The sequence below is a fragment of the Shinella agrisoli genome, from assembly GCF_046557955.1.
In the GTDB taxonomy this organism is placed as follows: Bacteria; Pseudomonadota; Alphaproteobacteria; order Rhizobiales; family Rhizobiaceae; genus Shinella.
The window spans coordinates 186,854-201,272 of the sequence record NZ_JBJIEP010000003.1; the positions used below are offsets into that span (position 1 = coordinate 186,854).

The following is a 14,419-nucleotide window of genomic DNA, read 5'->3' on the forward strand; positions in this document are numbered from 1 at the left end:
CGCCGGCGGCATCGCCGCGGCGGCTATCCCGCGCTGTTCAGTGCCTTTTCGAAGAGGACGGTGGTGAGGCCGCTTTGCCATTCCTCGTCCGGATAGCGCGCCATCTCGACATAGCCCAGCGCCTTGTAGAAGCCCTGGGCCTGCGCGTTGAACGTGTCCGTTTCGAGCCGCGCCTGCCGGAAGCCCCTTCCGGCGATGTCCCGCTCGGCCCGTACGAGCAGCCGGCGCCCCACGCCCCTGCGCTGGAAGTCGGAGTGCACGTGCAGGGCGTCGATGAAATCATCGATGCGATAGACCAGACCGGCGATCCGGCCATCCACCTCGGCCACGAGCATGTCCGCACCGCAGCGCTCCACGAAGCGTCCGCCGATATCCGTCTCGACATAGCGGCGGACGGAGGCCTCGGTGATCTGCGGCCGCCACGTGCTTTCGAACGTGTCGCGCAATACGGCCTTCATGGCGGGAAAGTCCCGCTTGCGTGCCGGACGAATCAGAACCCCGTCAGCCATCCTGTCTCGCGCACCGATCATGACACATGGCGGTTGACCGCATTCTCCAGATATTCCTGCCGGCCGGGGCACGGCTCAAGCCATGAAAAAGCCCGACGCGGACCTTGGGAGTCGCACGCCGGGCAAGCGGCAGGGCTATTGGCTCTCACCCTGCGGGGAAGTCTGGTGTCGTCCCGGGAGGTAGGACGGCACCGGGAAAAATCAATCCGTCCGGCCGCCGCGCAGATGACGGCGGGCGCGCTCGCGCGCCGCGATCGTCAGATGCAGGCCCGCATCGGAGAAGAAGGAGGCGGCCCGGATCTCCTGAACGTCGGCGCGGCACAGGCCCATGTCGAGGAGCCGATGGTCGTCGAGCTCGCCCAGCCGGTTGATCGCGCGGCGATTCTGCCAGGCGCGGACGAACTTGGAGACGGCGTAGCGGATGCGGACGAGGAGGCTCGGGGCCGGACGGCGCGTCGCGAGGATATCGATTTCCATTCTGCGGTCGAGCATGCGCATGGCATTTCTCCTTTCCGGCTTCACGCACCATCGGCCTTTCGACGGAGTTCGCGCGACGCCTGTGATCGTTCGCCGCCCGCAAGCAACGGGGACGGTTCAAGGGTCGGACATCAAGAAGAGCCGCCCGCCGGGAGGTCGGGGCGAAGCGGCAGATCCTGCCGAACGTTGACCGGCGGACAGGTCATCGTTCAACAATTGCTTTTTCGCAGAAACCCATTGATCAGTCCAACGAATGTTTCTAATAGTATCAATCAAACAATCTTATGGGTATCGATATGTCCGCTCCGTTAGACATAGACCAGCTCCAGACCTTCGTCGCGATCGCAGATACCGGAAGTTTCACGCGGGCCGCCGAGCGGGTCTTCAAGACCCAGTCGGCCGTCTCGATGCAGATGCGGCGCCTCGAGGAGCGCATCGGCAAGCAGCTCTTCGTGAAGGACGGCCGCGGCAACCGGCTGACCGCCGAGGGCGAGCGCCTGCTCAACTATGCGCGCCGGATGCTGCGCCTCAACAACGAGGCCATCGCCGCCTTCGACGACAACCGGCTGGAGGGCATGCTGCGCATCGGCACGCCGGACGACTATGCCGACCGCTACATGCCGGAAATCATCATGCGCTTCGCCAAGACCCACCCCAATGTGGAGCTCTACATCGTGTGCGAGCCCTCGGTGGACCTGGCGGAGAAAATGGCGAAGGGCGAGCTCGACATCGCGCTCGTGACCCACAACCCGCGCCAGCGCCAGTCCGACGTGGTGCGGACCGAGCCGCTGTGCTGGGTCATGTCGGCCAACCATCCGCTGCCGGAGAACGCGCCGGTGCCGCTCGCCGTCGGCCGGCGGGACTGCCAGTGGCGGCAGATCGCCTGCGCGGCGCTCGATTCGGTCGGCCGCGACTACCAGGTGCTGTTCACGAGCTGGTCGTCGACCGTCGTCGCCGCCGCCGTGATGGCCGGCATGGCCGTCTCGGTGCTGCCGGAATCGGCGTTGCGCCCGGGCATGAAGGTGCTGACGCAGGCGGACGGCTTCCCGCCGCTCGCGCCGGTGCAGATCGGCATCATGCGGCGGCCGGGCCTTTCGCCCTCGCTTTCCAACGCCATCACCAGCCACATCACCGCCTGCCTCGACAACATCACGCCGCTGACGGCGGCCGACGACCTGCCCGAGGCGGAAGTGAAGGTCTTTCCGCGCATGCCGCGGCTGCGGCCGGGACATATCCTGCCCGGATGGTGACGCTCATTCCCATGGACGGCGCTCCCGCCGGCAAGCCCGGACCGTCCGAGGTGACCGTCAGGCCTGCCCGTCAAGAGGAAGTCGAGACGCTGCGCCGGATCGAGCGCTCCGCCGCGCAGGCCTTCCGGCTGGTGGAGGCCTTCTCCTGGATCGCCACCGACGACGTGCAGAGCGCCGAGCGGCATCTCGACCTCATCGGCAAGGGCACGAACTGGGTGGCGACCGCCGACGGCGACCATCCCGTCGGCTTCCTCAGCGCCGAAATCGCCGGGCCTGAACTGCATATCTGGGAAATCTCCGTCGGCCACCTTTATCAGGGCTTCGGCATCGGCCGCCGGCTGATCCGGCATGCCGTGGACGAGGCGGCCGAGCGCGGCCTCGACGCCGTGACGCTGACGACCTTCCGCACCATTCCCTGGAACTGCCCGTTCTACGAGCGGCTCGGCTTCCGGACGCTGGACGAGGCGGAGCTTTCGCAGCGCCTCAGGGACGTGCTCGACGAGGAAGCCGAACATGGGCTCCAGCGCGACACACGCTGCGCCATGCGGCTGACGATCGAGCACGGCCCCTAGGCGAGGTTCTTCCTCAGGAACTCCACGGTGCGCTGCCAGGCGAGGTCGGCGGCGGCCTTGTCGTAGCGTGCGGCGGAGGTGTCGTTGTTGAAGGCGTGGTTGGCACCCTCGTACATGTGGATCTCGAAGGTCTTGCCGTTCGCTTCGAGCGCCTGGCGGTAGGCGTCGATGCCGGCATTGATGCGCTCGTCGAGGCCGGCATAGTGCAGCATCAGCGCCGCCTTGATGTTCGGCACGTCCTCGGCGGGCGCCTGCGCGCCGTAATAGGCGACCCCCGCCTTGAGCTCCGGCGACCGGGCGGCGAAACGGTTGACGAGGCCGCCGCCCCAGCAGAAGCCGATCGCGCCGACATTGCCGTTCGACCCGTCCAGCTTCGCCAGGAATTGCAGGCTCGCCTCCGCATTGGCCACCGTCGCCGCCGGGTCGAGCTTGCCGATCATCTCGCGCGCCTGGTCCTCGTTGTCCGGCGTGCCGCCCGAAGGCGAGAGGAAGTCGGGTGCGAGCGCGATGAAGCCCTCCAGCGCCATGCGGCGGGCGACGTCGCGGATATGCGGGTTGAGGCCGCGGTTCTCATGGATGACGATGACGCCGGCGAGCGGGCCCGACGCCTCCTTCGGGCGAACGACATAGCCCTTCATCTCGCCGGAGCCGCCGCCATAGACGACATCCTTGGCGAGCAGGCGCTGGTCGTCCGCCGCGATGATCTCGGCGCTCGCCGAATTGGCGGCCAGCAGCGGGACGATGGCGGCCGCCGCGGCGCCGGAGCCGGCGAGAGCCGTCAGGCGCTCCATGAAACGGCGGCGGTCGAGCGTCAGATGGGTATATTCGTCATAGGCGTCGATCATCGCCTGTGTGATCTGCGGCTTGTCCATGGCGGATCCTCCGATATTTCTAGCCGAAAGATAAGATAGGCCGGCCTTGGACAGCCGCCGAACACAACTGCGTTACCGTACGCGCCGCCTATGCAGCCAGATCGAGCACGATCCGCCCGTCGATCCTGCCCTCCTCCATCCGTTCGAAGATGTCGTTGATGCTATCGAGCCTGTCCCAGGAAAAATGCGCGGCGACCTTGCCTTCGCCGGCAAAGACGAGCGATTCCTCCAGGTCCTGCCGCGTCCCGACGATGGAGCCCCGGACGGTGATGCGCTTCAGCACCGTATCGAAGACCGGAAGCGAAATGAAGCCCGGCGGCAGGCCGACGAGCACCATGGTGCCCTTGGAGCGCAGGAAGCCGTAGGCCTGCTCCATGGCCTTCGGCGAGACGGCCGTGACGAGCGCGCCGTGAACCCCGCCGGTCGCCTTCAGGACCTGTTCCACCGCATCGGCCGCCCTGCCGTTGACGACGACATCGGCGCCCAGCTTCGCGGCGAGCGCGAGCTTGTCGTCGAAGATGTCCGCGGCCACGACGTGCATGCCCATCGCCTTGGCATACTGGACGGCCATGTGTCCGAGCCCGCCGATCCCCGAGACGACGACCCATTCGCCGGGCTTCACCTCGGTTTCCTTCAAGCCCTTGTAGACCGTGACGCCGGCGCACAGGACGGGCGCTGCCGGCCCAAACTCGAGGCTGGCGGGAAGATGCCCGACGAAATCGGGGTCGGCCAGCCCGAATTGCGCGAAGGTGCCGTTGACGGAGTAGCCCGTGTTCTGCTGCTCGGCGCAGAGCGTTTCCCAGCCCGTCCGGCACGGCGAGCAGCAGCCGCAGGCGGTGTGAAGCCACGGCACGCCGACGCGGTCGCCTTCCTTGACGCGCCTGACGTTCTTCCCGGCCTTCGCGACGAAGCCGACGCCCTCGTGGCCGGGAATGAACGGCGGGTTGGGCTTGACCGGCCAGTCGCCGTTCGCCGCATGCAGATCGGTATGGCACACGCCGGTCGCCTCGTACTTGACGAGGATCTGGTCCGGCCCCGGCTCCGGCACCGCGACCTCCTCGACGGAAAGGGGCTTTCCGAACTCCCGCACGACCGCGGCTTTCATCGTCCTTGTCATGGTGTCATCTCCTTCGGAACGCGATCCGAGGGATCGCAGGCCGCAGGATAGTAACCGTCACCGGACGGCGGCCAATTGACCACGATCAAGCCCGGCCGTTTCCGGAGCGCGAACTGTCTCAGGAATGAGGCAGCCGCGCCGCCTTTCCGTCAGGTCAGGGCCAGCCAGACGCCGAGCCATGCCCATAGAAGCACGACAACCAGAAGGCCCGCGATGAAGAGCGGGCGCCGATAGCGCAGGCGGTTGCTGGTGACATGCACATAGGCATGGGCATAGCGCAGCGCCACGAACAGCCAGCCGCCGGCGACGGTGACCGGATTGTCGGCATCGACGAGGTAGAGGAGGATGCTCACCGCGTAGAAGAGCACCGGCAGCTCGAACTGGTTGGCGATGGCGTTCTTGACGACGAGGCTCTCGGCCGGCTCCTCGCGGTTCTCGCGGAACTGGTCGGGCCGGGCGCGGCCATCCTTGACCGCGCCGACGCGGCGGGAAGACAGCAGGACATAGAGGACGAAGACGAGCGCGGCATGCGCGATCATCGGCCAGATCGTGGCTTCCGTGGGCGACATGATCAGACGGCGCCCGGATAGTTCGGGCTTTCGCGGGTGATCGTCACGTCGTGGGCGTGGCTTTCGCGCAGGCCCGCGCCGGAGATGCGCACGAAGGTCGCCCTCTCCTGGTATTCCTTGAGGTCGCGGCCGCCGACATAGCCCATGGAGGCCTTGAGGCCGCCGGCGAGCTGGTGCAGCACGCCCGCGACCGGGCCCTTGTAGGGCACCTGGCCCTCGATGCCTTCCGGCACGAGCTTCAGCGTGTCGCGCACCTCGGCCTGGAAGTAGCGGTCCGCCGAGCCGCGCGCCATGGCGCCGACGGAGCCCATGCCGCGATAGGCCTTGAAGGAGCGGCCCTGGTAGAGGAAGACCTCGCCCGGGCTTTCGTCCGTGCCGGCGAGCAGCGAGCCGACCATGACGGCCGAGGCGCCTGCCGCGATCGCCTTGGCGAGGTCGCCGGAGAATTTTATGCCGCCGTCGGCGATGACCGGAACGCCCGCCTGCCCGGCGGCCTCGACGGAGGCCATGATGGCGGCGAGCTGCGGCACGCCGACACCGGCGACGATGCGGGTCGTGCAGATCGAGCCCGGGCCGATGCCGACCTTGACGGCGTCCGCGCCGGCATCGATCAGCGCCTTCGTGCCGTCCGCGGTGGCCACGTTGCCGGCCATGATGCGCACCGAGTTCGACAGCTTCTTCACGCGGGCGACGGCGTCGAGCACGCGCTGCGAATGGCCGTGCGCGGTGTCGACGACGAGGAGGTCGACGCCTGCGTCGATGAGGCGTTCGGCGCGCTCGAAGCCGTCGTCGCCGACCGAGATGGCGGCGGCGGCGCGAAGGCGGCCCTGCGCATCCTTCGAGGCATTGGGGTTGAGCTGGGACTTCTCGATGTCCTTGACGGTGATGAGGCCGACGCAGCGCCCGTCGCCGTCGACGACCAGCAGCTTCTCGATGCGGTGGCGGTGCAGAAGGCGCTTGGCCTCCTGCTGGTCGACGTTCTCCTTCACCGTGATGAGGTTCTCCCGGGTCATCAGCTCGTAGATCTTCTGGCTCGGATCGGAGGCGAAGCGCACGTCGCGGTTGGTCAGGATGCCGACGAGGCGGCCGGCCTTGCCGTTGCCGCCGTTCTCGACGACCGGGATGCCGGAAATGCCGTGCGCCTTCATCAGCGCCAACGCCTCGGCGAGCGTCGCGTCGGGACCGATCGTCACCGGGTTGACGACCATGCCGCTCTCGAACTTCTTGACCTGGCGGACCTCCTCGGCCTGCTCGGCGGGCGTCAGGTTGCGGTGGATGACGCCGAGGCCGCCGGCCTGGGCCATGGCGATGGCGAGGCGGCTTTCCGTGACCGTGTCCATCGCGGAGGAGAGGATCGGCAGGTTCAGCTCGAAATCGTGCGCGATGCGGGTGGCGATGTTCGTCTGGCCCGGCATGACCTCGGAGTGTCCGGGTTGCAGGAGAACGTCGTCGAAGGTCAGGGCTTCGAGACCGGTTGCCGTTTCAATGATGCGCGCCATGGGCCAAATTCCTTTGAGGTAAAGCTCACGCACCAAGGGGGACATTGGGAGTGGTCCGCCTCGGTCGCTTGCAAGAAATTCTTGGAAGTTGGCGAGGGCTGGTAACACGTTCACGACGGATTGGGAATAGCAAAACGGCCGGAATCATGTCCGGGGCCGCGCTTGCGGACAAGCGCTCGACGGATGCGCCCCTCATCCCGCTGCCGCGACCTTCTCCTCGCAAGCGGAGCGAAGGGACCTGCGGCAAGGCAGTGCAACGTCCTCCTTCTCCCCGCCTGCGGGGAGAAGGTGCCGGCAGGCGGATGAGGGGCACATCCGCCGAAAGGCCCCGCTCAGATGTCGAACTGATAGCTGACCGGCACGAACCGATAGCCCTCGCCCGCCTTCTCCACGAAGCCCGCCGCCGGGAAGGGCATGTGGTAGCCGATGAAGGCGAGCCTGTCGGTGGCGATCATGTCGAAGACCTTCTTGCGGGTGGCGGCCGCCTCGGCCTTGTCCATGTCGAAGCGCACTTCCCAGTCCGGCCGCTGGAGCGACAGAACGTAGTGGTTCGCCGTATCCGCCGTCAGGATAAGCGCCTTGCCCTCCGATTCGACGCGGAAGATCATGTGGCCCGGCGAATGACCGAAGGCGTCGAGGCCGGTGATCCCCGGCACGACCTCGCCCTCGTCCTCGATGAAGGTCAGCTTCTCGGCGAGCGGCTGCACGTTGGCGAGCACGCCCTGGTGCCCCTGCTCGGCGGGCGTTCCCATGCGTTCCGGATTGACCCAGAAGTCATATTCCGTGCGGCCGGTGACGTAGCGCGCATTCGGGAAGGCCGGCTTGCCGCCCTCCATCAGCCCGCCGATATGGTCGCCATGCATATGGGTGATGACGACGACGGAGATCTGGTCCGGCGTGTAGCCGGCATATTTCAGGCCTTCGGCGAGGCGGCCCATGCCGGCCTCGCGGCCGCCCTCGCCCATGCCCGTATCGAAGAGCACGACCTCGGCGCCGGTATCGACGAGCGCCGGCGTGAAGCTGTTGACGAAGCTGTCGGCGGGCAGGAAATTCTCGGTGAGCAGCGCCCCCACGGCCTCGGCGGACTGGTCGGTGCCGAAGGTCTCGTTCGGGGCGCCGGACGGCCGGATGCCGTCACGCACGGTCAGGATGCGGAAGCTGCCGAGCTTGAAGCTGCGCGTCTCGATGGGGCTTACGCGCATGTCCGTCGCGTCGGTCCCCGATTGGGCAAAGGCCGCGGCGCGGTTCAGGACCAGCGGCGCGGCCAGGGCACCGGCGCCGGCGGCCAGGAACAAGGATCTGCGCGAGATTGTCGAATGGTCTCCCATGGGTCTACCCTCTTTCATGAAAGCGTGCGTCGCCGTTGTAGAAGCCGGCATCGACGTGAAGATGACACGCGTCCATCTAGGGCGCTGTCACGATCCGGGCACGCGGCATCACGGGCTTGTGATGCCGGCGGAAAATCCTTCCGATTTGACAGACGGCAGCGACGGGCGCAGAAGACGGGCGGGCCCGCGCCGGGGCCGCGAACCCGATCTGCCGATGAACCGTATCGTCCCCCTCATCCTCGCCGTCGCGCTCTTCATGGAGCAGATGGATTCCACCGTCATCTCCACCTCGCTGCCGGCGATCGCCGCCGACCTCGGCGTGGGGCCGATCACGCTGAAGCTCGCGCTGACGTCCTACATGGTCTCGCTCGCGACCTTCATCCCGCTCTCCGGCTGGATGGCCGACCGGTTCGGGGCAAAGCGCATCTTCCGCCTCGCCATCCTCGTCTTCGTCGCCGGCTCGATCCTCTGCGCGGTCTCGGGCAGCCTCGTCGCCTTCGTCGTCTCGCGCTTCCTGCAGGGCATGGGCGGGGCGATGATGACGCCTGTCGCCCGCCTCGTGCTGGTGCGCAGCACCTCGCGCTCCGAGCTCGTCTCGGCCATGGCGCTGCTGACGATCCCCGCGCTCGTCGGCCCGCTTGCCGGTCCGCCGCTCGGCGGCTTCATCACCACCTATTTCTCCTGGCACTGGATCTTCCTCATCAACGTGCCGGTCGGCATCGCCGGCTACATCCTCTCCGGCATCTACCTGCCGGAGATCCGCGCCGCCGCGCCGCCGCCGCTCGACTGGAAGGGTTTCCTCCTCAGCGCCGTCGCCGCCTCCGGCACGATGTTCGGCCTCTCGGTCGTCAGCCTGCCCGCCCTGCCGCCGGTCATCGGGGTCGCCGCCACCGCCGCCGGCCTTGCCTGCGGCGTGCTCTATGTCCGCCATGCCCGGCGGCACCCGGCGCCGCTGCTCGACCTGAAGCTCTTCCGCGACAGCGCGTTCCGCGCCGCCTCGATCGGCGGCACGCTGTTCCGCATCTCCGTCGGCGCGGTGCCCTTCCTGATGCCGCTGATGCTGCAGGTCGGCTTCGGGCTCTCGCCCTTCCAATCCGGCCTCGTCACCTTCACCGGCGCGATCGGCGCGATCACCACGAAGTTCGTCGCCAAGCGGGTGCTGACCTTCGCCGGCTTCCGCACGACGCTGATCATCGCCGCCATCTGCGGCGCTGCGCTGACCTTCGTGAACGGCCTCTTCACGCCGGCCACGCCCTTCTGGTTCATGGCGGGCGTGCTGCTTGTCGCGGGCCTTGCCCGCTCCTTCTTCTTCACCAGCGTCAACGCGCTCTCCTTCGCCGACATTCCCGACGAGGACGCGAGCAAGGCGACGTCGATGAGCGCCGTGCTCCAGCAGATCAGCCTGGCGCTCGGCGTCGCGGTTGCCGGCGCCATCCTCGAAATCGAGACCGCGCTCACCGGCTCGCCGCTGGAACTCAAGGACTTCCAGATCGCCTTCATGGTGATCTCGGCCCTGACGCTCGCCGCCGTCATCCCCTTCATCGCCATGGCGAAGGACGCCGGCGCCTCCGTCTCCGGCCATCGCCTGGCCGCGCGGGAGGAGGAAACGGCGGCGGTGAAGTAGCTTGGGATAAGTCCCGCCCCTCACCTGCCTGCCGGCATCCTCTCCCCACAAGCGGGGCGAGGAAGGCTGGAAGCCCTAATTTCCTCAACCTGCGGCTTTGGGAAGCCGGCGCACCCGGCAGGGGATGAGGGGCAATCCGACATCGGTGGCGTAGAGCAGCATCAGGCGCCCTCTTGCGCCGCGCCTGCCTCGTCCGCCGCCTTGCGGCCTTTAAAACCCTTGGCGAGCAGGAACATCTCCACCGATTCGGCGCGCGAGGCGCCGGGCTTCACGTGGATGACCTGCCGGAAATTCTGCTTGAGCATGGTGAGGAGGTCCCGCTCCGTGCCGCCCTGGAAGGTCTTTGCCAGGAAGTGCCCGCCCTCGGCCAGCACCTCGACGGCGAAATGCGCGGCGACCTCGCACAGATGCATCGTGCGCAGGTGGTCCGTCTGGCGGTGGCCGGTGGTGGGCGCGGCCATGTCGGAGATGACGAGGTTCGGCGTGCCGCCGACCGCCTCGATGAGCTTTTGCGGCGCCTCGGGGTCGAGGAAATCCATCTGGAGGATGGCGACGCCCGGCAGCGGGTCCATCTCCAGGAAGTCGATGGCCGCGACGCGCGGGTCGGCATCGGTCGATCCCGTCACCTTGGCGGCGATCTGCGACCAGCTTCCGGGCGCCGCGCCAAGATCGATGATGCGGCGGGCACCGGCGAGGATATTGTGCTTCTCGTCGATCTCCAGGAGCTTGAAAGCCGCGCGGGCGCGATAGCCTTCCAGCTTGGCGCGCTGCACGTAGGGATCGTTGATGTGGCGTTCGAGCCAGCGGCGCGAGGAGGCCTTGAGCTTGCCCTTCCTGACCTTCTGGCCGAGCTTGCGGCCGGTGCGGTTGCCGCCGATCGGAGGCTTGGTCATGAGGCCTGTCCTTCGGGCTTTGCCGGGTTGCGATAGCCGCCGCGATGGTTGCGGCGGTGGCGGCCGCGGCGCCAGACGCCGTCGTCGGCCATCATGTCGGTGAGCAGGCCCTCGCGCAGGCCCCGGTCGGCGACGCGCATGCGGCGCGAGGGCCAACGCTTGCGGATCGCCTCCAGGATGGCGCAGCCGGCGAGCACGAGGTCCGCCCGGTCCGGCCCTATGCAGGGATTGGCCGCGCGGGCGGAAAAATCCCAGGAGAGGAGACGCGCCTGCATCGCCGTCACCTCGTCGTCGGAGAGCCACACGCCGTCGACCCGGCGCCGGTCGTAGCGCGGCAGGTCGAGGTGCACGCCGGCAAGCGTCGTCACCGTGCCGGAGGTGCCGATCAGGTGGAAATCCTCCGGCGCGTGCACGACATCGCCGGGGCAATCGAACCGCGCCAGCATGCCCTCGACCTCGGAGACCATCCGTGAAAAGCTCTCCGGCGTCACGTCGCGCCCGCCGTGGCGTTCGGAGAGCGTGACGACGCCGACCGGCAGCGACGTCCAGTGCGTGATGTGGTTCGCGAGCCGGCTGGACCGGTTCTCGCCGATGCGGATGACCGCGATTTCCGACGAGCCGCCGCCGATGTCGAAAAGCACGACGGACTTCGCCTCGCGCCCGACGAGCGAGGAGCAGCCGGAGACCGCAAGGCGCGCCTCGGTCTCGCGATTGATGATCTCGAGCTCCAGCCCCGTCTCCTCTCTGACCCGCTCAAGGAAGATTTCGCCGTTCTCCGCCGCGCGGCAGGCCTCGGTGGCGATGAGGCGGCTGCGGCGGATGTTGCGGCTCTTCAGCTTGGCGGCGCAGATCTTCAGCGCCTCGACGGAACGGTCCATCGCCTCGTCGGAGAGCCGGCCGCTCGCCGCAAGCCCCTCGCCGAGGCGCACGATGCGCGAGAAGGCGTCGACGACGCGGAACTGGCCGGGCCGGGTCGGCTGGGCGACGAGAAGGCGGCAATTGTTGGTGCCGAGGTCGAGAGCGGCATAGAGCGGCGCGTCGTAACCGTCCCGCTCGGCGGGGCGTTGCGCCTGGGCGGCCTCGCGCCTCGGCTCCGGCGGCTGGGGAGCGGGCCGATGCTCGGCAACGAGCACCGCCGCCGGCTGGACGACGGCGGCAACGGGCTGCGCGACATGCGCTGCCGGCTTCCTGCCACGGTGCTTACGGCGGCTCCTGCGGCCCTCGGCCTGGCGCTGGTCCGGCTGGGGCGCCGCCTCCCGCTGGCCGACGGGTGCGAGCGGGCGCACGTTCTCCTGGCCGGCGCCCTTGCCGCGCCGGCGGCGCTTGTTCCTGCGCGCGGTATCGCCGCTCGATGCGGCCTGGGGGCGCTCGGCGGGTCCGGACAAGCCGGCCGCCTGGCCTGCGGACGGGGAAGCGGCAGAGGGACCGGGCGTGCCCTTCTGCTTTCCCTTGCGCCGGCGCGACCGCTTCGGCCGCCCCGCATCGCCCGCATCTCGCGCCCCGGAAACGGACGGCTTTTCGCCGCTGTCGGGGTCGTTCACGTCACTGCCTATGGCGCCGCGCAAAGCCTTGAAGCTGCAAGCAGGCGCTCTCTCGATCTTCGTTGGGGCGACATTACCAGCGCCCGGCCCGTTCGCCAAATTCTTTTTGTGACGGAACCGCGACGGACCCGGCGCGGTGGAGCGGGATACGATTTTCCGGAAAAAACCATTTGCATCTCGCAGTCTTTTGTTTATAAGCCCGCCTCACAAGCGCCGGCCAAGCCGCGACCGCCACGGTGGGGAATAGGTTAACGGTAGACCCACGGACTCTGACTCCGTTAGTCCTGGTTCGAATCCAGGTTCCCCAGCCAAGCTTTCCCGAACAGACCATCAAGACGAACGCAAGCCGTGGTTTTGCCGGCGTCGTTCTTGACATCGGCTTGCGCGGTGCTTGACTGGCGGGCTACAGCTTCAAGCGAAGGAGCCGGGCGCCGTGTTTCGCAACCTCGATTTCAGTTCCTGGCACAGCCTTCTCGTGACGCTCATCGGCCTTGCGCTGTTCACGCTGATCAGCATCGGCATCCGCCTCGTCATGATGGTCACGATCCAGCAGCGGCGCGAGCGCGTGAACCGGCAGATCAACGAGCGCCTGCGCACGCTGATCGCCGCCTACAAGACGCTCGGCGGGTCGTTCACCGGTAATCTCGCGGTCGATCCCACCCATCTGCGGGATCTGCGGCGGCACTTGGAACCGTCCGCGGGAACGGAGCGTGAAGGGCCCGATTTCGCCGACGGCATCATTGCAAGCTCCGAGCGCCGCCGCCGCATCCGCGACGACGTCGAGGCGGCGCTTTCGGATATCGTGCTGCTGGGAACGGAAGAGCACGTCCGCCTCGCCGAACGGGCGGCAAGGGAACTCGTGGCCGGCCGGCCCGTGCACACCCATGACCTCGTGGTCTCCCTTCGCGCCTTCATCCGCGAAGCGCTCGACCTCGACCCGGTCCCGGCCGACCTCACCATCCCCAAGCAGGGGCCTGCCCGTCCATCCGGCGCCGGCCGCGCCAAGGGGGACCGCGGCAAGGAAGGCGCACGCGGCGGTGGCGGCGGGGCCGGCATGGGCATGGGAGGGGGCATGGGAGGCGGCATGGGCGGGGGCCTCGGGGCGGGCGGGAACCCGAGCGAAGACGAGCCTTTGCGCAAGTCCTGAAGAATATCCGTGCGGTGATCGCGCCTGAATCGCTCAGAACCCTTGTCAGCGCCCTTCGCGACTGGCAGGTTGCATTTCGCGTGATTCATACTTGCACGGAGGGGAGCCTATGGCCCACAAATTCGAGATATACAAGGACAAGGCGGGAGAATACCGCGTCCGCTTCAAGTACAACAGCGAAGTGATGTTCTCGACGGAAGGTTATGCGAGCAAGGCCAGCGCGCAGAACGCCATCGACTCCATCAAGAAGAACGGGCCGGGCGCGCCCGTCGAAGACAACAGCCAGGCCTGACCGCCACGCTTCCGCAAGGCCCGCCGGTTCCGCCGGCGGGCCTTGCGATTTTCAGAAGGTCGGCGGGGTGCAGGCGCTGATGACCTCGCAAGGCACTGGGCCGACGCAGCGAAAGCGATGCGGCCGGCGGCTTTCGAAATAATAGGCATCGCCCGGGCCGAGGATGCGGCGCTCGTCGTCGACGGTCACTTCGAGGCGGCCGGACAGCACGATGCCGCCCTCCTCGCCGTCATGCACCAGCGGCACCTTTCCGGTGTCGGCGCCGGGCTGGTAGCACTCCTTCAGGATCTGCAGGCTGCGGCCGAAGAGGTTGTCGCCGATCTGGCGGTATGAAATGCCGCCCTTGCCGATCTCCGTCAGTTCCTCCGCCCGGTAGAAGGCCTTCTTCGGCCGGTCCGGCTCGAAGGCGAAGAATTCCGCAAGGCCGATCGGAATGCCGTCCAGGATGCGTTTCAGCGCGCCGACCGATGGGTTCGACGCGTTCGATTCGATCAGCGAAATCGTCGAATTGGTGACGCCGGCGCGTTTGGCGAGCTCGCGCTGGGAGAGGTTATGGGCCATGCGCAGGTGGCGCAGCCTGCTCCCGATGTCGACCGACATGGCATTTCCTGTTCTAGATGTTCGAAATAGCGAAAACTTCTCTTCACACATCCTTAATTTTCAATCGCTTGCCGTCAACAAGAAAAGGACTTGTTCGGCCTGCCAAATCATGGCGTCAATCGCCTCAGC

At 67.4% G+C, this 14,419-nt stretch carries 15 protein-coding genes and 1 tRNA gene; 6 read left to right on the forward strand and 10 right to left on the reverse strand.

Going from position 1 to position 14,419, the window contains the following annotated elements:
• Positions 1-23: 23 nt before the first annotated feature.
• Together ACIIOY_RS03705 and ACIIOY_RS03710 are read right to left on the reverse strand one after the other, a co-directional pair.
• On the reverse strand, positions 24-458 hold the full coding sequence (locus ACIIOY_RS03705) for a GNAT family N-acetyltransferase (RefSeq protein ID WP_411033275.1): 435 nt from the start codon (positions 456-458) through the stop codon (positions 24-26).
• 252 nt (positions 459-710) lie between these two features.
• Entirely contained in the window at positions 711-1,007 is a 297-nt protein-coding gene (locus ACIIOY_RS03710; protein ID WP_411033276.1) for a YjiS-like domain-containing protein, read from the reverse strand.
• A gap of 275 nt (positions 1,008-1,282) precedes the next feature.
• Between ACIIOY_RS03710 and ACIIOY_RS03715 the strand changes: the two genes are divergently transcribed.
• Both ACIIOY_RS03715 and ACIIOY_RS03720 read left to right on the forward strand, forming a co-directional pair.
• Positions 1,283-2,236 (forward strand): LysR substrate-binding domain-containing protein, encoded by a 954-nt coding sequence (locus tag ACIIOY_RS03715; protein ID WP_411033277.1) that lies wholly within the window; start codon positions 1,283-1,285, stop codon positions 2,234-2,236.
• Positions 2,230-2,808: a GNAT family N-acetyltransferase gene (locus ACIIOY_RS03720; protein WP_411033278.1), complete on the forward strand. Its 579-nt coding sequence runs from the start codon at positions 2,230-2,232 to the stop codon at positions 2,806-2,808. The genes ACIIOY_RS03715 and ACIIOY_RS03720 overlap by 7 nt, the downstream gene beginning before the upstream one ends.
• Here ACIIOY_RS03720 and ACIIOY_RS03725 read toward each other — a convergent pair.
• The 5 genes from ACIIOY_RS03725 to ACIIOY_RS03745 all read right to left on the reverse strand — a co-directional run bounded on the left by ACIIOY_RS03725 (position 2,805) and on the right by ACIIOY_RS03745 (position 8,193).
• Positions 2,805-3,680, reverse strand: a complete 876-nt coding sequence (locus ACIIOY_RS03725) for a dienelactone hydrolase family protein (RefSeq protein ID WP_411033279.1) — start codon at positions 3,678-3,680, stop codon at positions 2,805-2,807. The genes ACIIOY_RS03720 and ACIIOY_RS03725 overlap by 4 nt on opposite strands.
• An 88-nt stretch (positions 3,681-3,768) precedes the next feature.
• Entirely contained in the window at positions 3,769-4,797 is a 1,029-nt protein-coding gene (adhP, locus tag ACIIOY_RS03730) for an alcohol dehydrogenase AdhP (RefSeq protein WP_411033280.1), read from the reverse strand.
• 149 nt (positions 4,798-4,946) lie between these two features.
• The gene (locus ACIIOY_RS03735) at positions 4,947-5,366 is read right to left on the reverse strand and encodes an MAPEG family protein (protein ID WP_411033281.1); all 420 of its coding nucleotides are present in this window, start codon (positions 5,364-5,366) and stop codon (positions 4,947-4,949) included.
• 2 nt (positions 5,367-5,368) lie between these two features.
• Positions 5,369-6,865, reverse strand: coding sequence for an IMP dehydrogenase (gene guaB / locus ACIIOY_RS03740; protein WP_411033282.1), 1,497 nt, complete (start codon positions 6,863-6,865; stop codon positions 5,369-5,371).
• Between the two features lie 332 nt (positions 6,866-7,197).
• Positions 7,198-8,193, reverse strand: a complete 996-nt coding sequence (locus ACIIOY_RS03745; RefSeq protein WP_411033283.1) for an MBL fold metallo-hydrolase — start codon at positions 8,191-8,193, stop codon at positions 7,198-7,200.
• Positions 8,194-8,407: 214 nt separating this feature from the next.
• Here ACIIOY_RS03745 and ACIIOY_RS03750 point away from each other — a divergent pair, with 214 nt between their 5' ends.
• Complete coding sequence (locus tag ACIIOY_RS03750; protein WP_411033284.1) at positions 8,408-9,817, forward strand: DHA2 family efflux MFS transporter permease subunit; 1,410 nt, start codon at positions 8,408-8,410, stop codon at positions 9,815-9,817.
• 161 nt (positions 9,818-9,978) lie between these two features.
• Here the strand turns inward: ACIIOY_RS03750 and ACIIOY_RS03755 are convergent, their stop codons facing one another.
• A complete protein-coding gene (locus ACIIOY_RS03755) occupies positions 9,979-10,710 on the reverse strand; it encodes an RlmE family RNA methyltransferase (RefSeq protein WP_411033285.1) in 732 nt (243 codons plus the stop codon).
• Positions 10,707-12,251, reverse strand: coding sequence for a Ppx/GppA phosphatase family protein (locus ACIIOY_RS03760; RefSeq protein WP_411033286.1), 1,545 nt, complete (start codon positions 12,249-12,251; stop codon positions 10,707-10,709). The genes ACIIOY_RS03755 and ACIIOY_RS03760 overlap by 4 nt, the downstream gene beginning before the upstream one ends.
• Before the next feature lie 237 nt (positions 12,252-12,488).
• Between ACIIOY_RS03760 and ACIIOY_RS03765 the strand changes: the two genes are divergently transcribed.
• The 3 genes from ACIIOY_RS03765 to ACIIOY_RS03775 all read left to right on the forward strand — a co-directional run bounded on the left by ACIIOY_RS03765 (position 12,489) and on the right by ACIIOY_RS03775 (position 13,690).
• A tRNA-Gln gene (locus tag ACIIOY_RS03765) sits at positions 12,489-12,562 on the forward strand.
• Between the two features lie 122 nt (positions 12,563-12,684).
• The gene (locus ACIIOY_RS03770) at positions 12,685-13,398 is read left to right on the forward strand and encodes a hypothetical protein (RefSeq protein WP_411033287.1); all 714 of its coding nucleotides are present in this window, start codon (positions 12,685-12,687) and stop codon (positions 13,396-13,398) included.
• A 109-nt stretch (positions 13,399-13,507) separates the two neighbouring features.
• The gene (locus tag ACIIOY_RS03775; protein ID WP_184146745.1) at positions 13,508-13,690 is read left to right on the forward strand and encodes a YegP family protein; all 183 of its coding nucleotides are present in this window, start codon (positions 13,508-13,510) and stop codon (positions 13,688-13,690) included.
• A gap of 51 nt (positions 13,691-13,741) precedes the next feature.
• Here the strand turns inward: ACIIOY_RS03775 and ACIIOY_RS03780 are convergent, their stop codons facing one another.
• A complete protein-coding gene (locus ACIIOY_RS03780) occupies positions 13,742-14,290 on the reverse strand; it encodes a cupin domain-containing protein (RefSeq protein WP_411033288.1) in 549 nt (182 codons plus the stop codon).
• Positions 14,291-14,419 lie beyond the last annotated feature (129 nt).

Coding starts and splice junctions, on each gene's coding strand:
- ACIIOY_RS03705 (WP_411033275.1), bottom strand. CDS start 458: ATGAAGGCCGTATTGCGCGACACGTTCGAAAGCACGTGGCGGCCGCAG.
- ACIIOY_RS03710 (WP_411033276.1), bottom strand. CDS start 1,007: ATGCGCATGCTCGACCGCAGAATGGAAATCGATATCCTCGCGACGCGC.
- ACIIOY_RS03715 (WP_411033277.1), top strand. CDS start 1,283: ATGTCCGCTCCGTTAGACATAGACCAGCTCCAGACCTTCGTCGCGATC.
- ACIIOY_RS03720 (WP_411033278.1), top strand. CDS start 2,230: ATGGTGACGCTCATTCCCATGGACGGCGCTCCCGCCGGCAAGCCCGGA.
- ACIIOY_RS03725 (WP_411033279.1), bottom strand. CDS start 3,680: ATGGACAAGCCGCAGATCACACAGGCGATGATCGACGCCTATGACGAA.
- adhP (WP_411033280.1), bottom strand. CDS start 4,797: ATGACAAGGACGATGAAAGCCGCGGTCGTGCGGGAGTTCGGAAAGCCC.
- ACIIOY_RS03735 (WP_411033281.1), bottom strand. CDS start 5,366: ATGTCGCCCACGGAAGCCACGATCTGGCCGATGATCGCGCATGCCGCG.
- guaB (WP_411033282.1), bottom strand. CDS start 6,865: ATGGCGCGCATCATTGAAACGGCAACCGGTCTCGAAGCCCTGACCTTC.
- ACIIOY_RS03745 (WP_411033283.1), bottom strand. CDS start 8,193: ATGGGAGACCATTCGACAATCTCGCGCAGATCCTTGTTCCTGGCCGCC.
- ACIIOY_RS03750 (WP_411033284.1), top strand. CDS start 8,408: ATGAACCGTATCGTCCCCCTCATCCTCGCCGTCGCGCTCTTCATGGAG.
- ACIIOY_RS03755 (WP_411033285.1), bottom strand. CDS start 10,710: ATGACCAAGCCTCCGATCGGCGGCAACCGCACCGGCCGCAAGCTCGGC.
- ACIIOY_RS03775 (WP_184146745.1), top strand. CDS start 13,508: ATGGCCCACAAATTCGAGATATACAAGGACAAGGCGGGAGAATACCGC.
- ACIIOY_RS03780 (WP_411033288.1), bottom strand. CDS start 14,290: ATGTCGGTCGACATCGGGAGCAGGCTGCGCCACCTGCGCATGGCCCAT.